The organism is Streptomyces sp. BBFR2 (assembly GCF_044497305.1).
Lineage (GTDB): Bacteria > Actinomycetota > Actinomycetes > Streptomycetales > Streptomycetaceae > Streptomyces.
Window position 1 is genome coordinate 5,642,266 of record NZ_CP172415.1, and the last position, 16,135, is coordinate 5,658,400.

Annotated in this window: 14 protein-coding genes; 9 read left to right on the plus strand and 5 right to left on the minus strand. The window is 73.6% G+C overall.

The window, feature by feature from the left end; all coding sequences use genetic code 11:
* Positions 1-94: 94 nt before the first annotated feature.
* The 3 genes from cmk to der all read left to right on the plus strand — a co-directional run bounded on the left by cmk (position 95) and on the right by der (position 3,022).
* Positions 95-817, plus strand: a complete 723-nt coding sequence (cmk, locus tag ACGH2B_RS22990; RefSeq protein WP_399093043.1) for a (d)CMP kinase — start codon at positions 95-97, stop codon at positions 815-817.
* The gene (locus ACGH2B_RS22995; protein WP_399093046.1) at positions 814-1,470 is read left to right on the plus strand and encodes a lysophospholipid acyltransferase family protein; all 657 of its coding nucleotides are present in this window, start codon (positions 814-816) and stop codon (positions 1,468-1,470) included. Before cmk ends, ACGH2B_RS22995 begins: the two co-directional genes overlap by 4 nt.
* Positions 1,471-1,558: 88 nt before the next feature.
* Positions 1,559-3,022 (plus strand): ribosome biogenesis GTPase Der, encoded by a 1,464-nt coding sequence (gene der, locus ACGH2B_RS23000; RefSeq protein ID WP_399093049.1) that lies wholly within the window; start codon positions 1,559-1,561, stop codon positions 3,020-3,022.
* A gap of 58 nt (positions 3,023-3,080) precedes the next feature.
* Here the strand turns inward: der and ACGH2B_RS23005 are convergent, their stop codons facing one another.
* Together ACGH2B_RS23005 and ACGH2B_RS23010 are read right to left on the minus strand one after the other, a co-directional pair.
* The gene (locus tag ACGH2B_RS23005) at positions 3,081-3,362 is read right to left on the minus strand and encodes a hypothetical protein (protein WP_399093052.1); all 282 of its coding nucleotides are present in this window, start codon (positions 3,360-3,362) and stop codon (positions 3,081-3,083) included.
* 185 nt (positions 3,363-3,547) lie between these two features.
* A complete protein-coding gene (locus tag ACGH2B_RS23010) occupies positions 3,548-4,339 on the minus strand; it encodes a hypothetical protein (protein ID WP_399093055.1) in 792 nt (263 codons plus the stop codon).
* A 477-nt stretch (positions 4,340-4,816) separates the two neighbouring features.
* Here ACGH2B_RS23010 and ACGH2B_RS23015 point away from each other — a divergent pair, with 477 nt between their 5' ends.
* The 3 genes from ACGH2B_RS23015 to ACGH2B_RS23025 all read left to right on the plus strand — a co-directional run bounded on the left by ACGH2B_RS23015 (position 4,817) and on the right by ACGH2B_RS23025 (position 7,771).
* The gene (locus ACGH2B_RS23015; RefSeq protein WP_399093058.1) at positions 4,817-5,383 is read left to right on the plus strand and encodes a transglycosylase family protein; all 567 of its coding nucleotides are present in this window, start codon (positions 4,817-4,819) and stop codon (positions 5,381-5,383) included.
* A 259-nt stretch (positions 5,384-5,642) separates the two neighbouring features.
* A complete protein-coding gene (locus tag ACGH2B_RS23020; RefSeq protein ID WP_399093061.1) occupies positions 5,643-6,899 on the plus strand; it encodes a glycosyltransferase family 4 protein in 1,257 nt (418 codons plus the stop codon).
* Positions 6,896-7,771 (plus strand): hypothetical protein, encoded by an 876-nt coding sequence (locus ACGH2B_RS23025; RefSeq protein ID WP_399093064.1) that lies wholly within the window; start codon positions 6,896-6,898, stop codon positions 7,769-7,771. Before ACGH2B_RS23020 ends, ACGH2B_RS23025 begins: the two co-directional genes overlap by 4 nt.
* 4 nt (positions 7,772-7,775) lie before the next feature.
* On the opposite strand, the gene ctaD is transcribed toward ACGH2B_RS23025, so the two are convergent.
* Positions 7,776-9,461 (minus strand): cytochrome c oxidase subunit I, encoded by a 1,686-nt coding sequence (ctaD, locus tag ACGH2B_RS23030; protein WP_399093067.1) that lies wholly within the window; start codon positions 9,459-9,461, stop codon positions 7,776-7,778.
* A 549-nt stretch (positions 9,462-10,010) separates the two neighbouring features.
* Here ctaD and ACGH2B_RS23035 point away from each other — a divergent pair.
* Complete coding sequence (locus tag ACGH2B_RS23035; RefSeq protein ID WP_399093069.1) at positions 10,011-10,226, plus strand: I78 family peptidase inhibitor; 216 nt, start codon at positions 10,011-10,013, stop codon at positions 10,224-10,226.
* A gap of 108 nt (positions 10,227-10,334) precedes the next feature.
* Here ACGH2B_RS23035 and ACGH2B_RS23040 read toward each other — a convergent pair whose 3' ends face one another.
* Both ACGH2B_RS23040 and ACGH2B_RS23045 read right to left on the minus strand, forming a co-directional pair.
* Positions 10,335-11,360 carry a phosphatase PAP2 family protein gene (locus ACGH2B_RS23040; protein WP_399093072.1) on the minus strand — a complete coding sequence of 342 codons (1,026 nt, stop codon included), beginning with the start codon at positions 11,358-11,360 and terminating at the stop codon, positions 10,335-10,337.
* Positions 11,361-11,730: 370 nt separating this feature from the next.
* The gene (locus tag ACGH2B_RS23045; RefSeq protein ID WP_399093075.1) at positions 11,731-12,921 is read right to left on the minus strand and encodes a hypothetical protein; all 1,191 of its coding nucleotides are present in this window, start codon (positions 12,919-12,921) and stop codon (positions 11,731-11,733) included.
* A 214-nt stretch (positions 12,922-13,135) separates the two neighbouring features.
* Between ACGH2B_RS23045 and ACGH2B_RS23050 the strand changes: the two genes are divergently transcribed.
* Both ACGH2B_RS23050 and ACGH2B_RS23055 read left to right on the plus strand, forming a co-directional pair.
* Complete coding sequence (locus tag ACGH2B_RS23050) at positions 13,136-14,758, plus strand: MFS transporter (RefSeq protein ID WP_399093078.1); 1,623 nt, start codon at positions 13,136-13,138, stop codon at positions 14,756-14,758.
* A gap of 136 nt (positions 14,759-14,894) precedes the next feature.
* Entirely contained in the window at positions 14,895-16,091 is a 1,197-nt protein-coding gene (locus ACGH2B_RS23055; RefSeq protein WP_399093081.1) for an acyl-CoA dehydrogenase family protein, read from the plus strand.
* The last annotated feature ends 44 nt before the right edge of the window (positions 16,092-16,135 follow it).

The window sequence follows — 16,135 nt, forward strand, 5'->3', positions numbered from 1 at the left end:
GTGGACCACGGGCCGCGGGGGAGCCAGTAACCTTGACGGAGGCCATTCGGCCCGTGGACCCCCGCCCCGTGCAACCAGAAAGGTGTTCACCACCGTGGAAACCGCCGCCCGGACCGCCCCGGCTGCAGTGATTGTCGCCATCGACGGCCCCGCTGGCACGGGCAAGTCCAGCACGTCCAAGGCGGTCGCCGCCAAGCTCGGCCTCGGCTACCTCGACACCGGCGCCCAGTACCGCGCGATCACCTGGTGGATGCTGAACAACGGCATCGACGTGAACGACGCCCAGGCGGTCGCCGAGGCCAGCGGCAAGCCCGCGATCGTCTCCGGCACCGACCCGGCCGCCCCGACCATCGCCGTCGACGACCTCGACGCGGCCGGCCCGATCCGCACCCAGGAGGTCACCGCCGCGGTCAGCGCCGTCAGCGCGGTCCCCGAGGTACGCACCCGGATCACCGAGCTGCAGCGCGCCATCGCCGCCGAGGCGCCGCACGGCATCGTCGTCGAGGGCCGCGACATCGGCATCACGGTGCTGCCCGACGCCGACCTGAAGATCTTCCTCACCGCCTCCGCCGAGGCGCGCGCCGCCCGCCGCAGCGGTGAGCTGAAGGGCAAGGACGCCGGCGATCTGGCGGCCACCCGCGAGGCCCTGATCAAGCGCGACGCCGCCGACTCCTCCCGTAAGACCTCGCCGCTGGCGAAGGCGGACGACGCCGTCGAGGTCGACACCACCGAGCTGACGCTGGAGCAGGTCATCGAGTGCGTCGTCACCCTCATCGAGGGCGCGGGCGCCGCGAAGGCGGGGCGGGACGCCCGGTGACCACCAGCGACGTGGCCCCGAGCGAGGCGGGCGCCGCGGTCGGCCGGCGGATCGGCATCGGCCTGATGTACGGCCTGTGGCGGCCCCGGGTGCTGGGCGCCTGGCGGGTGCCGTCGGCCGGGCCGGTGATCCTGGCGGTCAACCACGCGCACGGCCTCGACGGCCCGATGCTGATGGGCACGGCGCCCCGGCCGGTGCACTTCCTGATCAAGAAGGAAGCGTTCATCGGCCCGCTGGATCCGTTCCTGCGCGGCATCGGCCAACTGAAGGTGGACCGATCCACCACCGACCGCAAGGCGATCACCGACGCCCTCGCGGTGCTGGAGAACGACGGTGTGCTGGGCATCTTCCCGGAGGGCACCCGGGGCGAGGGCGACTTCGCCTCGCTGCGGGCCGGTCTCGCGTACTTCGCGGTGCGCTCCGGCGCGCCGGTCGTCCCGGTGGCGGTGCTCGGCTCCGCCGACCGCAGGAGCCGTATCGCCCCGGCGGTGCCGCCGCTGCGGGGCCGCGTCGACGTCGTCTTCGGTGACGCCTTCGAGGCGGGCGACGGCTCGGGGCGGCGCACCCGCAAGGCGCTGGACGAGGCGACCGTGCGGATCCAGGGCAGGCTCACCGCCCACCTGGAAAACGCCAGGCGCCTGACCGGGCGCTGACCGACACTTGAGCGGCGGACCGACGCGGCCCGCCGATGAGAAGCCACGCGGCGACGCCGCACAGTGAGCAGGACGAGGAACGGACTTCATGAACGACCAGATCGACACCGGCGACGAGCACGGTGCGCTTGGCGACGCCGAGTACGCGGAGTTCATGGAGCTCGCCGCGCAGGAGGGCTTCGACCCCGAGGAGGTCGGCGGGGACATCGCGGCGGCCGGACACGGCCCGCTGCCCGTCCTCGCCGTCATCGGCCGCCCCAACGTCGGTAAGTCGACGCTGGTGAACCGCATCATCGGCCGCCGTGAGGCGGTCGTCGAGGACCGGCCGGGCGTCACCCGCGACCGCGTCACCTACGAGGCCGACTGGAACGGCCGCCGCTTCAAGGTCGTCGACACCGGCGGCTGGGAGCAGGACGTCCTCGGCATCGACGCCTCCGTGGCGATGCAGGCCGAGTTCGCCATCGACGCGGCCGACGCGGTCATCTTCGTCGTCGACTCCAAGGTCGGCGCGACCGACACCGACGAGGCCGTCGTCAAGCTGCTGCGCCGCTCCGGCAAGCCCGTCGTGCTCGTCGCCAACAAGGTCGACGGCCCCTCCGGCGAGGCCGACGCCGCGATGCTCTGGTCGCTGGGGCTGGGCGAACCGCACCCGGTCTCCGCGCTGCACGGCCGCGGCACCGGCGACATGCTGGACGCCGCCCTCGACGCGCTGCCCGAGGCGCCCGCGCAGACCTTCGGCACCGCGCTCGGCGGCCCCCGCCGCATCGCCCTCATCGGCCGCCCGAACGTCGGTAAGTCCTCGCTGCTCAACAAGGTCGCCGGGGAGGAGCGCGTGGTCGTCAACGAACTCGCCGGCACCACCCGCGACCCGGTCGACGAGCTGATCGAGCTGGGCGGCACCACCTGGAAGTTCGTCGACACCGCCGGTATCCGCCGCCGTGTCCACCTCCAGGAGGGCGCCGACTACTACGCCTCGCTGCGTACCGCCGCCGCCGTCGAGAAGGCCGAGGTCGCCGTCGTCCTGATCGACGCCAGCGAGTCGATCAGCGTGCAGGACCAGCGCATCATCACCATGGCCGTGGAGGCCGGACGCGCCCTGGTCATCGCGTACAACAAGTGGGACACCCTCGACGAGGAGCGCCGCTTCTACCTGGAGCGGGAGATCGAGCGGGATCTCGTGCAGGTGCCGTGGGCGATGCGGGTCAACGTCTCGGCGCGTACCGGCCGCCACATGGAGAAGCTGGTCCCGGCGATCGAGACGGCGCTCGCCGGGTGGGAGACCCGCGTCCCCACCGGCCGGCTGAACGCCTTCCTCGGCGAGATCGTGGCCGCCCACCCGCACCCGATCCGCGGCGGTAAGCAGCCCCGCATCCTCTTCGGCACGCAGGCGGGCACGAAGCCGCCGCGGTTCGTCCTCTTCGCCTCCGGCTTCCTGGAGGCGGGCTACCGCCGCTTCATCGAGCGCCGGCTGCGCGAGGAGTTCGGCTTCGAGGGCACGCCGATCCACCTCTCCGTCCGGGTGCGGGAGAAGCGCGGCCAGAAGAAGAAGTGACGGCGGGGGCCGGGCCGTACGGTCCGGCCCCGCTCCGGGCGGCGCCCGGTCGCAGGACTCAGTGGTCGTGCGGCCGGGCGCTGTGCTTGCCCGGCGGCAGGGCGGGCAGGGCGCCCCGCGGCCGGTAGGGCTGTCGGGCGACGCGCTCCCACTGGCCGGGGGAGGCGGCGGTGCGGCTCCAACTGCTGCCGCCGTGGCCGGTACCCGGCTGTTCCTCCTCGCCGGTGCGGTCGCCGGGCAACGCCCGGAACGCCCGCCGGTACTCGGCGTACAGCGCGTCGTAGATCGGGGTGGCCGAACGGCCGGTGCCCGCGGTGCCGGGATCCTGCGACGGACGCATCCCGGGGATCTGCTGCGGAGGGCGGGGGCGCGAGAAGGGGTCATAGGGGTGCACGTCTGCACCAACGAACCCGGATCGCCGGGGATGCGGCTCCGGTCCCGAAATGACCGATCGCGGGGGCGTTCCCGGTACGTCGTACGGGAACGCCCCCGCGATCGGCGGGGCCGGAGCTCTCTCCGGAACGCTCAGGTGCCGGCCAGCGGCATCTCGCCGGCGACCAGGACGCCCCGGGCGGCGGCCTTCTCCATCGCCTGGCGCATCAGGTCCTCCCGCGGCTGGTGGCCGATGGCGCCGGCCGGTGCGGCGTACATCAGCACCGACTGCGCCTTGGTGGCGGCGGCCCGCCAGCCGTCGGACACGGCCAGCGGCTGGTGCGCCTGCCACCAGGCGGCCTGGCTGCCGGTGTTGCCCGGCTGGAGCACGGCGTGCAGCTTGCCCATGGCGAGCAGCGCCGACCAGCCCGGGTTCGGCGCGGGCAGTACGTCCATGTCGGTGACCGGGTGGAAGCCCTGCTCCAGCAGGAGCGGCAGGAAGTCGTCGTCCAGGCTGACCGAGCCGGGGCGGGCGATCGGGCCGTCCGGCTCGACGACCAGCGCCGCCCGCAGCTCGCCCGAGACCAGCACCAGCCCGCAGGTGATCCCGAGCGTCGCCTGGCGCTCGCTCACCGGCACCGGGCGGGTGGGCGCGGTCCCGGACCGCTGCGCGGCATGGATGGACTGCACGGCGCCCTTGAGCTGCTCCTCGGAGACCGAGACGACCTGCGAGGGGATGCAGGTGGCGTGGGCGAAGGCGAGCACCGCGGTCTCCTCGCCGACGAACAGGACGGTGCTGGTGCGCTCCTGCTCGCTGTCGCCCGGGGTGCGGCAGGAGGTGCAGTCGTAGCTGCCGGGGGCGTCTCCACCGGCCAGCAGGCGGTCGGCTTCTTCGTCGCCGATCTCGGCGCGAACGTCGTCGCTGACGTCGAGCATGCGCGGCACGGGTGGCTCCTCGATCTCTGCGGGGGTGCCGGGGGACCCCGGCAGGTACGGGGCCGGGTGTCGTCCCCGGCTCGCCGACATGGACAACGGGTGAGCGGCGGCCGGAGTCACGCGCGGACCGGCACGGAATCGAACCGATCACCGCACACGGGAATGGAGTACCGAAAACGGTCGTCGGACGCCAGACCCCGCGCACGTTCCGGGACGGAACGGGGCGCGTTCCGGGCGGCGCGGGGGCGTGGCGCGGGCGCGGCAGGGGCGGGGCGACCGGGCGCGGTGTGCGGTGCCCAGGTGCTCGGCCGGGGCCGGACGCGCGGCGGCCGGACGCGCGGCCCCGGGCGGGATCCGCGACCGTCCCGGGGCCCTCGTACGCCGCGGATCCCCCGTACGCCACGGGGCGCCGCCGGCCGGGTGGGGCGCCGCCGTGGCCGGGCGTGGCGGCGGGCGGTGTCCGCGACGGCCGCCTACGGTGCGGCGATGCCCGCCATGCCGGATGCCCCGGAACCCGTCGTCACGCCGCCCCGTCGTCCGGTGCGCCCCGGGCCGCTGGCCGCCGCCGCGCTGCTGTTCGCGCTCGCCGCCGCCCCGTCCGCCGCAGCGGACCCGGGGCCGGCGCCCGTGCCCGGTGCCGGGACCGTTCCCGCCTGTGCCGCGGACGGCTGGCCCTGGGGCTGCGTCGCCGAGTGCGAAAGCGGCGGGAACTGGCAGCTCAACACCGGTAACGGCTACTACGGCGGGCTCCAGTTCCGGCAGAGCACCTGGGAGGCGCACGGCGGCCTCGCGTACGCCCCGCGCGCCGACCTCGCCCCCCGCGCGGCGCAGACCGCGGTCGCCGAGAAGGTCCTCGCCGCCCAGGGCTGGGACGCCTGGCCGGTCTGCTCCCGGCGCTACGGGCTGAGCGGCCACGGCTACGGGGACCCGCCGACGGCGTCAGCCGTCACCGGGGAGGCCGCCGCCCCCGGCGTGCCGGACGCCGGGGAAGCCGGGCCGTACCCGCGGGCCCCGTGGCCGTTCCCGGACGGCCGTGCCCCCGCCCCGTACTGACGGGGGCTGATGTGGAATCAGCGCCGCAGGTTCCGTCATATCGCTACCGATGACCTAACTTTCTCCGAACAACTTGGCATAAGCCCTCAACCTGGAACCGTTCCGCCCGGTCCAACCGTTCAGCAGTCGGACGCACGGCGACCTCCTGTACGTCCGCGCGGGCCCGCTCGCGCGGCGCCGCCCACCCGGGGGGCCGCGTACCGCGTCCGCGACACGATCCGGCGCGAGGGCGACCGGAAAGCCAGGGGATACGGGACGGATGCAGATCTCATTCCTGATTCACAACGCGTACGGCATCGGTGGGACGATCCGCACGACGTTCAACCTCGCCCACGCGCTCTCCGCGCACCACGACGTCGAGATCGTCTCCGTGCTGCGCCACCGTGACACCCCCGTCCTCGGACTCGGCCCCGCGGTCCGGCTGCGCCACCTCGTGGATCTGCGCGAGGACTCGCCCGGCTACGACGGCAGGGACCCGGCGTTCGGCCGGGCGGCGAAGGTCTTCCCCGCCGCCGAGGGCCGCTTCGGTCAGTACAGCGAGCTGACGGACCGGCGCATCGCCCGGCATCTGCGCCGTATCGAGGCGGACCTCGTCGTCGGCACCCGCCCCGGGCTCAACGTCCACATCGCCCGGCAGACCCGCCGCGGTGTGGTCCGCGTCGGTCAGGAGCACCTCACCCTCGACTCCCACAGCCGGGCGCTGCGGCTGGCGCTGCGCGGCGTCTACCCGCGCCTGGACGCGCTCACCACCGTCACCGAGGCGGACGCCGCCGCCTACCGCCGGCTGCGGCTGCCCGGCGTCCGTGTCGAGGCGGTGCCCAACAGCGTGCCCGCGCCCGGCCTCGCCCCGGCCGACGCCACCGGCAAGTGGGTGGTGGCGGCCGGCCGGCTCGCCCGCGTCAAGCGGTACGACGTGCTGATCCGGGCGTTCGCCGAGGTCGCGGCGGCCCGCCCGGACTGGCGGCTGCGGATCTACGGCGGCGGCTCCGAGAAGGCCGCGCTGCGCGCCCTCATCGACGAGCTGGGCCTGTACAACCACGTCTTCCTGATGGGCCCGGCCAGCCCCCTGGAGCCGGAGTGGGCCAAGGGCTCGATCGCCGCGGTCTCCTCCAGCCTGGAGTCCTTCGGGATGACGATCGTGGAGGCGATGCGCTGCGGACTGCCCGTCGTCGCCACCGACTGCCCGCACGGGCCCGGCGAGATCATCGACGACGGCGTGGACGGCAGACTCGTCCCGGTGGGCGATCCCGGCGCGATGGCCGGGGCGCTGCTCTCGCTGATCGACGACGACGCGGCGCGCCGCCGGATGGGCCGCGCGGCGCTCACCGCCGCCGCCCGTTTCGACCCCGCCCGGATCGCCGCGCGGTACGAGGCCCTCTTCGGGCAGCTCCTCGCGGAGAAGCGGGGCAACCGCCTGCGCGGCGCGCTGCACCGTACCCGCGGCGCCCTGCTGAGCGGCGCCTACGTCACCAAGGACGCGGCGAGCGCCGCACTGAGAGGGGTGCGGACGGTATGAACACCTCGACGCGACCGCCCGCGGCGGGTTCCGCCGAGGGCACCGGCGGCGCCCCGCCCGCTCTGACGGCCGACTGCATCGCCGACTCCGCGGGCGGCCTCACCTTCGATCTGGCGGCCCCGCCGGACGTCCGCACCACCTGGAGCGCGGCGCTGGTGCTGCGGCTGCGCGGCGCGGACGCCGAGGAGGTCAGGCTGCCGCTCGGGCCGAACGGCGAGGGCGGGCTGCGCGCCGTCCTGCCCAGCACCGTCGCGCTCGCCGAGGGCCGCTGGCAGGTCTACGCCGACCTCGGCGACGGCCACGCCCCGCGCCGCCTGCTGCCCGGCCTCAACGACCTGCGCTCCCTGGTGGACCGCCGTCCGCTCGCCGGGATCGGCCGCCTCGGCGTCCGCATCCCGTACACCACCAAGCTCGGCAATCTGGCGCTGCGGAGCTGGCTGCGCGGCCCGCACGCGGAGGCCGGGGATATCCTGGTGGACCGCGCGGGCATGACCGCCGAGGGGCGGCTCTACGGCGCGCTGCCCGGGCCGGGCGCCCACGTCGAGGCCCGCTCCCGCCGCGCCGGCGGCCCCACCGTCACCGCCCCGCTCACCGCCGACGGCGCCTGCTTCTCCTTCACGCTGCCGTACGAGGGCCCGGCCGGGCACTGGCGTGGCGGCAGCGAGCCGTGGGACCTGTGGCTGGTGCCCGCCGAGGGCGCGCCGCCGGTGCGGATCGGCCGGCTGCTGGACGACGTCGCGGACAAGAAGCAGGTCTTCTCCTATCCCGCGATGCCGGTCCCGGCGGCCGGCGCGGAGGTGCGGGTCGGTCCGTACTACACGCTCGACAACGATCTGTCGCTGCGGGTCGCGGGCCCGGAGACCACCGACTGACGGGTCATCGGCTCCGGGTCTTCCGGTGGGCCGCCGCGGCCCGCCGGGCGGTGTCGGCGGCCACCTCGGGGTGGTGCAGGTCGAAGGCGGGCGACTCGGAGCGGATGCGCGGCAGCGTGGTGAAGTTGTGCCGCGGCGGCGGGCAGGACGTCGCCCACTCCAGCGAGCGCCCGAAGCCCCAGGGGTCGTCCAGCTCCGTACGGACGCCGTGGTGGGCGGTGTACCAGACGTTGTAGAGGAACGGCAGCGTGGAGATGCCGAGCAGGAACGCGCCCGTCGTGGAGAGCGTGTTGAGGGCGGTGAAGCCGTCGGCCGCGAGGTAGTCGGCGTAGCGGCGCGGCATGCCCTCGGCGCCCAGCCAGTGCTGGACGAGGAAGGTCAGGTGGAAGCCGGTGAAGAGGGTCCAGAAATGGATCTTCCCGAGCCGCTCGTCGAGCAGCTTGCCGGTGAACTTCGGCCACCAGAAGTAGAAGCCCGCGAACGTCGCGAACGCCACCGTCCCGAAGACCACGTAGTGGAAGTGGGCGACGACGAAGTACGTGTCGGTGACGTGGAAGTCCAGCGGCGGTGAGGCGAGGATGACGCCGGTCAGCCCGCCGAAGAGGAAGCTCACCAGGAAGCCGGCGGACCACAGCATCGGCGTCTCGAACGACAGCGAACCGTGCCACATCGTGCCGATCCAGTTGAAGAACTTCACCCCCGTCGGCGCCGCGATCAGGAACGACATCAGCGAGAAGAACGGCAGCAGCACCGCCCCGGTGGCGAACATGTGGTGCGCCCAGACCATCACCGACAGCGCGGTGATCGCCATGGTGGCGCCGATCAGCATCACGTAGCCGAAGACCGGTTTGCGGGAGAAGACCGGGATGATCTCGGTGATGATGCCGAAGAACGGCAGCGCGATGATGTAGACCTCCGGGTGCCCGAAGAACCAGAAGAGGTGCTGCCACAGCAGCGCCCCGCCCCACTGCGGCTCGAAGACGACCGCCCCGAAGCGCCGGTCCGCCTCCAGCACCAGCAGCGCCGCCGCCAGCACCGGGAACGCCATCAGCACCAGCACCGACGTGAAGAGGATGTTCCAGGTGAAGACCGGCATCCGGAACATCGTCATGCCCGGCGCCCGCAGCGTGATGATCGTGGTGACGAAGTTGACCGACCCCAGGATCGTGCCGAACCCGGCCAGCGCCAGGCCCATCACCCACAGGTCGGCGCCGATGCCGGGGGAGTGGACCGGCGAGTTCAGCGGCGCGTACGCCGTCCAGCCGAAGGCCGGGCCGCCCTCCGGCATGAGGAACGCGCCGAGGACCATCAGCCCGCCGAAGAGGTAGAGCCAGTACGACAGGGCGTTCAGCCGAGGGAAGGCGACGTCCGGGGAGCCGATCTGCAGCGGCATGATCGCGTTGGCGAAGCCCGCGAACGCCGGGGTGGCGAAGAGCAGCAGCATGATCGTGCCGTGCATGGTGAACGCCTGGTTGAACTGCTCGGCGCTGATGAGCTGGAGTCCGGGCCGGGCCAGCTCGGCCCGCATCACCAGCGCCAGCACCCCGCCGATCAGGAAGAACCCGAACGAGGTGATCAGGTAGAGATACCCGATCCGCTTGTGGTCCGTCGTCGAGAGCCAGTCGGCCAGCACCCGTCCGGGATGCCGCGCCCGGACCGGCCGGACGGCGGGCACGGTGTCGGTACCCATGCGCTGCACCTCGTTCGTCGGGGCGGACCGGCACCGGGGCGGACCGGACCGGGGGACGGGCCACATGATGCGCGCGGGGCCCGGAGGGAGCGAGGGGGCGCTCCGGTCCGTTCCGGTGGGATTCGCCCGCGCCGCCTCGGTGGTGGCGCGGGGGCCGCCGGAGGCGCGGTGGGCGGTGCGTCGCCCGCCCGGAGGACCGATGTGCGAAAAGTGTGTGTGGAATGTGTCTCATTTCGCGGGCCGGTGGCTCCGGTGAATTCCCCCGGCGGCCGGGAATCCGGAGGCGGGCCGAGGGGGAATTCCGGCCGCGTCCGGTCATCCGCGTAAAACACCCGGATGGTTGTCCGGAATTCGCGCCTCGCGTAATGGCGGGCGCTTTGTTTTCCACCCGGATGCGCCGGTGTACGGCGCGTAGGAGTGACGGAAGTTACCGCAAACGCCGAGCCGCCCGCCGTGACACAAGTGTGACCAATGAAAGACCGTGAAGAGACCGGAGCGCGGAACCGAACGCCCTTCCGCGTGTCGCCGCCGGCGCCTACCGTGGCAGACATGGCACCCGAACCACAGCTTCCGAACGGCCCCGACGACGACCCCGAGGCGTATGTCGGCCTCGCCCGGCAGGAGGCGGAGGAGCGCGCCGGCGAGCGCGGCTGGAGCACCGTCCGCGCCCTGCCGCCGGGCGCGCTGATCACCATGGAGTACCGCGCCGGACGGCTCAACTTCGAGGTCGAGGACGGCCGGGTACGCCGCAGTTGGCGGGGGTGAGGAGCGCCCGCGTACGGACGGCGAAGGCCCTGGCCGCTCGCGGGAGCGGCCAGGGCCTTCGTGGCGGGGGGCGGGTGTGCGTACCGGCCCCGCGGGGTGGGGGCGGCCTCAGCCGCCGGGACCGCGCCCGGTGACCGGGCTCAGCGGGGTGGTGCGCGGCAGCCGGTCGGCGTGCGGCGGGCGGCGGCTGCCCGCCGGGGTGACCGGCGCCCGCTCCGCGCGGGAGATGTGCGGCCGCGCGGGGTGGTGCGGGCGGCCGTCCGGCGCGCGGGTGGCGCCGGAGTGCGCCGACGGGCCGGAGGGGACGGTGTCGTGGCGTACCACCTCGCCGTCCGGGGTGACGCGCTGCGGGGAGAGTCCGGCGGGCGCGGCGGCCGGCAGCGGGCCGCGCAGCGAATCGGGGCGCAGCCGCAGCCACAGCCGCAGGATGTAGCCCATCAGGCGGTCCTCCGCCCAGATGATCCCCGGCTCGATCCACGGCAGCGCCAGCAGCACCAGCAGACCGGCGGCCCAGCCCAGCAGGACGTCGCTGACCCAGTGCGTACCGAGGTAGACGGTCGTCATGCCGACGCCCAGCGCGCCCAGCGCGGCGATCACCGAGAGCGTCCTGCGGCGCAGTGAGGTGGTGGCCAGATACGCCAGCACACCCCAGGTGACCACGGCGTTCGCGGTGTGCCCGGACGGGAATATGTCGCCGCCGAGCCACATCTCGTTGGAGCCGACGGCCGTCGCGTAGTGCGGTCCGAGGCGGCCCATGCCGATCTTCGCGGCGCCCACCGTCATGTTCAGCAGCAGCAGCGAGGCGCCGAGGACCAGCAGCGGGTGGAGGTTGCGCTGGCGCCAGCAGCGCCAGCCCAGCCACGCCGCCACGGCGACCGCCGTGGGGCCGCGCTGCCCCAGGACGACGAAGTAGTCGAGGAAGGCATGGATCGACGGCCACTGCTTGTAGGGCCGGAAGAACATGACCTGCCAGTCGAAGGTGACCAGCCAGGTGGAGGCCAGCACTCCGGCCACGATCACGAGATACACCGCCAGCGTGCCCCAGAACAGCCATTGGCGGGTCGGGGTCATGCGTGGTCGGGCGCGATCGGGCGGGTGCCCCTCCCTCTGGTCCAGCTTCTCATCGGTACGCACTCAATCGACGTTACCGCGTGTGATGTAGGCGCCTGGTCAGACCGTGCGCTTTGTAATGACGATGTGATGTGGAATGTGCCCGCGAAGTTACCGGGCGACGGGGAATCGGAACCGAATTAACGGAGAATCGGATTCCCGTCCGATCCACGCGCCGCACTTCGGCGAGAGCTTTATCTTCTTTTCGCCACGGTTGTTTATCCGTGCGCGGCACGGCCGTCGCCCGCCGTTTCCCCCGGGCCGCCCCGGTCACGGAGGGGGACTGCCCGGTCACTGAGGGGGATCGTCCGGTCACGGAGGGCCGGTGCGTGCGGCCGGGGGACGGGGCGGGGACCGCCGCCCGGTGCCGGTGCGGTCGGACCCGCGGCGCCGGTCACGGCGGGCCGGTGCCGTTGAGCCAGAACGCCCCGTAGAGCGCCGAGCCCACCGCCACCGCGCCGATCAGCAGTCCGGAGCGGAGCGGACGCCACCGGGCGAGCGCCGCGGCGAGCGGCAGCAGCAGCGGGTACGCCGGGAGCATCAGCCGCGGCTTGGAGCCGAAGAAGCCCTTCGCGGTGAGCGCGAGGAACACCACCACCCCGCAGTAGGTGAGCAGCGGCAGCGGCTGCCCCTGCCGGACGCCCGTCACGTAGAGGACGAGGACCAGCGCGACCCCGGCGGTCAGTCCGAGGCCGCCGGCCCAGCCGGGGCCGGTCAGCAGGCCCCACAGGAAGCGGCCGAAGGCGAGACCGCCGTCGAAGCCGTTGCCCCAGGCGCCCTGGACGTCGAGATAGCCGGTGAGGCTGTGCCGCTGCGCGCCGACCCACAGGAAGTAGCCGCACCAGCCGAGCGGCGCCAGCAGCACACCGGTCACCAGTCCGCGGCGCCGGGCCAGGCTCGACCGCAGGGTGGCGCCGCCCGCCCGGTCGGCGCGGAGCGCCGCCGCGGCGGTCAGCCACACGGCGGCGGCGACGGCGGCGCCGACCGGCCGGGTCAGCCCGGCCAGCGACGCCAGCACCCCGGCCCACACCCACCGCCCGGTCCACACCGCGTACACGCCCCATGCCGCGAGGGCGGTGAAGAGCGACTCGGAGTACGCCATCGACTGCACGATGCCGATCGGCAGCGCGCCCCACAGCGCGGCCAGCGCGACCCCGGCGCGCGGTCCGTACAGCCGCTCGCCCGTCGCGTACAGCGCCCAGGCGGCGGCGAGGGAGGAGAGCCAGGCGACGGCCATGCCGGCGTCGGCGGGGGAGAGCGGGGTGAGCGCCGAGCCCAGCCGCTCCAGCCAGGGCAGCAGCGGGAAGAACGCGAGGTTGGAGTGGGAGCCGCCGTCGGGCAGCGGCACGGTGTAGCCGTAGCCCAGCTCCGCGACGCGGGTGTACCAGAGGGAGTCCCAGCGGGCGGTGAGCAGCGTGTGCCAGCTCGCGCCCCGTGCGGCGGACCAGACGGCGAGGACCGCCCAGCCCAGCAGCCGGATCGCCGCGAAGGCCGCCAGGCCCGGCAGTGCGCGGCGCAGCGCGCCCCGTGCGGCGGGGCGGCACGGCGTCCGACCGGGGGCGGCGGCCGAGGCGAGATCGTTCATCCGGACGATTATCCAGGTGCCCGGTGTGCGCCGTACCGGCCCCGGCCGGGCAACTGCGGGCCCTGCGATACGCGTCTCATCAGGAGGTGAGCCTCACGACACCGTTCTCCACTCGCGTAGTCTGACGTCTCAACTCGCCCGTGCCGCCGGTTCGACCCGGGGCTTTTTCGTGCCCCGGTCCGCGGCCGCGAGTGCCTGACAGGGAGGTACGTGCATGACCGGGACGAGCCCGTCCGGCACGGGACGGACGGCCGGCGTTCCCCGGCTCCCCGGCGGGGGCGCGAACCGCTGGACCGTGCTCATCGTGCTCTGCGTCAGCCTGCTGTTCGTCGCGCTGGACACCACGATCCTGTACGTGGCCGTGCCCTCCGTGACCGAGGATCTGCGTCCCGGGCCGGTGGAGCTGCTGTGGATCGTCGACGTCTATCCGCTGATCGCGGCGTCGCTGCTGATCCTCTTCGGCACGCTCGGCGACCGGGTGGGACGGCGCCGGATCCTGCTGCTGGGCTACGGCCTGTTCGGCGCGGCGTCGGCGCTGGCGGCGCTGGCGCCCGATCCGCAGGTGCTGATGACGGCGCGGGCGCTGCTCGGTATCGGCGGCGCCATGATCATGCCGGCCACGCTGTCGATCCTGCGGCAGGTCTTCCCCGACCGCCGGGAGCGGGCCGTCGCCATCGGGGTGTGGAGCGCGGTCGCCGCGGTGGGCGCGGCCGTCGGGCCGGTGCTCGGCGGCTTCCTCGTCGAGAACTTCTGGTGGGGTTCGGTCTTCCTCATCAACATCCCGATGATGCTGATCATGCTGCTGATCGGCCGCTGGCTGCTGCCCGAGTCGCGGGGTGAGCGCAACGGCCCCTGGGACGTGGTCGGCGCGGTGATCGCGGCGCTCGGCGTGCTCGGCGTCGTCCTGGGCGTCAAGCGGATCGGCGGCGGCACCGCCGTGCTCGGCGTGACGACCCTCGGCCCGATCGTGCTGGGCGCCGCGCTGCTGGTCCTCTTCGTCCGGCGCCAGCGCCGCCGGGAGCACCCGCTGATCGACATGCGGCTCTTCGCCCGGTCGGCGTTCGGCACCTCCGTCGGCTGCATCGTGCTGGCGATGCTGGCGCTGGTCGGTCTCCAGTTGATAGCCGTGCAGTACCTCCAGCTCGTCCTCGGACTCTCGCCGCTGCAGACCGGGCTGCGGATGCTGCCGCTGGTCTTCGCGGCGATGGCGGCGGGCCTCACCGGCTCCCGGATCCTCCAGGTCATCGGCCCGCGCACGATGGTCTCCTGTGGCTTCGTGCTCACCGCCGGCGCGGTGCTCTGCCTGACCGCGATGAACGCCACCGACCGTTTCTGGCTGCTCTGCGCCGGTTTCGTCCTCCTCGGCTTCGGCTTCCAGTCGACGCTCTTCGGCGCGTACGAGTCGATGCTCAGCGAGGCGCCCCCGGAGCAGGCGGGCGGCGCGGCGGCGATCGGCGAGACGTCCTACCAGCTCGGTGCGGGGATCGGTGTGGCGCTCCTGGGCAGTGTCATGAACGCCGCCTACGCCCCCGGGATCGGCCATGTCGCCGGGGTGTCCGCGCGGGAGTCGGCCGCCGCGTCGCACTCGCTCGGCGAGGCGTACAAGGTGGCGGCCTCGCTCGACGGTCCGGCCGGGGCGGCGCTGCGGGTGGTGGCCCGCGACGCCTTCGTGCGCGGACTGCACATCACGCTCGTCGCCAGTGCGGTGCTGCTGCTGGCCGGTGCGGCGATCGCGCTGCGGCTGCCGCGCCGGGCGGCGGACTCCGCCGAGCGCGCCGAGGGGGACAACGCCCCCGGTCTGGACAGCGAACCGGCCGCCGCGCGGACCCACGGCTGACGGCCCGCGCTTCTGCCCTTTCCTCCGCCCCACCCCGCCGCGTCGGCTCTTGCCCGCGCGGCGGGGTGCGCCGTACCGTCGGACCGCGCTGTAACTACCACTGCTAGTTTTTCGCCGATCTGCCGGAGGCCCCGCCATGCCCGCCACGCCCTCCTCGCCGCTCCCGCCGTTCGACGCGGCTGACCCGCTGGGCCTCGACGACCTCCTCACCGACGAGGACCGCGCGGTACGCGACACCGTCCGCCGCTGGGCCGCCGACCGCGTCCTGCCGCACATCGCCGACTGGTACGAACGCGGCGAACTCCCCGGCATCCGCGACCTCGCCCGCGAACTGGGCTCCCTCGGCGCCCTCGGCATGTCCCTGACCGGCTACGGCTGCGCCGGCGCCTCCGCCGTCCAGTACGGTCTGGCCTGCCTGGAGCTGGAGGCCGCCGACTCCGGCATCCGCTCCCTCGTCTCCGTCCAGGGCTCGCTCGCCATGTACGCGATCCACCGCTTCGGCTCCGAGGAGCAGAAGCAGCACTGGCTGCCGCGGATGGCGTCCGGCGAGGCCATCGGCTGCTTCGCCCTCACCGAACCGGACCACGGCTCCGACCCCGCCGGGATGCGCACCCACGCCCGGCGCGACGGCTCCGACTGGATCCTCAACGGCCGCAAGATGTGGATCACCAACGGGTCGGTCGCGTCGGTCGCGGTCGTCTGGGCCGCCACCGACGACGGCGTCCGCGGCTTCGTGGTCCCCACCGACGCCCCCGGCTTCGCCGCCCCCGAGATCCGTCACAAGTGGTCGCTGCGTGCCTCGGTCACCAGCGAACTCGTCCTGGACGACGTCCGGCTCCCGGCCGACGCGGTGTTGCCCGAGGTCCGCGGACTGCGCGGTCCGCTGAGCTGTCTCAGCCACGCCCGCTACGGCATCGTCTGGGGCTCCATGGGCGCGGCGCGCGCCAGTTTCGAGGCGGCGCTGGAGTACGCGCGCACCCGTGAGCAGTTCGGCCGGCCCATCGGCGGTTTCCAGCTCACCCAGGCCAAGCTCGCCGACATGGCCGTCGAGCTGCACAAGGGCGTCCTGCTCGCCCACCACCTCGGGCGGCGGATGGACGCCGGGCGGCTCCGCCCCGAGCAGGTCAGCTTCGGCAAGCTCAACAACGTCCGCGAGGCCATCGAGATCTGCCGCACCTCCCGCACGATCCTGGGCGCCAACGGCATCTCCCTGGAGTACCCGGTCATGCGGCACGCCACCAATCTGGAGTCGGTGCTGACCTACGAGGGCACCGTCGAGATGCACCAACTGGTGCTGGGCAAGGCGCTCACCGGGCTCGACGCGTTCCGCTGACGGGGAGCGGGCGGCGGACGGAGAACCTGTCCGCCGCCCGTGTC

What these genes read in the sequence shown, in the direction of transcription:
- der (WP_399093049.1), top strand. Translation starts at nt 1,559, where the DNA reads ATGAACGACCAGATCGACACCGGCGACGAGCACGGTGCGCTTGGCGAC.
- ACGH2B_RS23005 (WP_399093052.1), bottom strand. Translation starts at nt 3,362, where the DNA reads ATGCGTCCGTCGCAGGATCCCGGCACCGCGGGCACCGGCCGTTCGGCC.
- ACGH2B_RS23015 (WP_399093058.1), top strand. Translation starts at nt 4,817, where the DNA reads ATGCCCGCCATGCCGGATGCCCCGGAACCCGTCGTCACGCCGCCCCGT.
- ACGH2B_RS23020 (WP_399093061.1), top strand. Translation starts at nt 5,643, where the DNA reads ATGCAGATCTCATTCCTGATTCACAACGCGTACGGCATCGGTGGGACG.
- ACGH2B_RS23025 (WP_399093064.1), top strand. Translation starts at nt 6,896, where the DNA reads ATGAACACCTCGACGCGACCGCCCGCGGCGGGTTCCGCCGAGGGCACC.
- ctaD (WP_399093067.1), bottom strand. Translation starts at nt 9,461, where the DNA reads ATGGGTACCGACACCGTGCCCGCCGTCCGGCCGGTCCGGGCGCGGCAT.
- ACGH2B_RS23035 (WP_399093069.1), top strand. Translation starts at nt 10,011, where the DNA reads ATGGCACCCGAACCACAGCTTCCGAACGGCCCCGACGACGACCCCGAG.
- ACGH2B_RS23045 (WP_399093075.1), bottom strand. Translation starts at nt 12,921, where the DNA reads ATGAACGATCTCGCCTCGGCCGCCGCCCCCGGTCGGACGCCGTGCCGC.
- ACGH2B_RS23050 (WP_399093078.1), top strand. Translation starts at nt 13,136, where the DNA reads ATGACCGGGACGAGCCCGTCCGGCACGGGACGGACGGCCGGCGTTCCC.
- ACGH2B_RS23055 (WP_399093081.1), top strand. Translation starts at nt 14,895, where the DNA reads ATGCCCGCCACGCCCTCCTCGCCGCTCCCGCCGTTCGACGCGGCTGAC.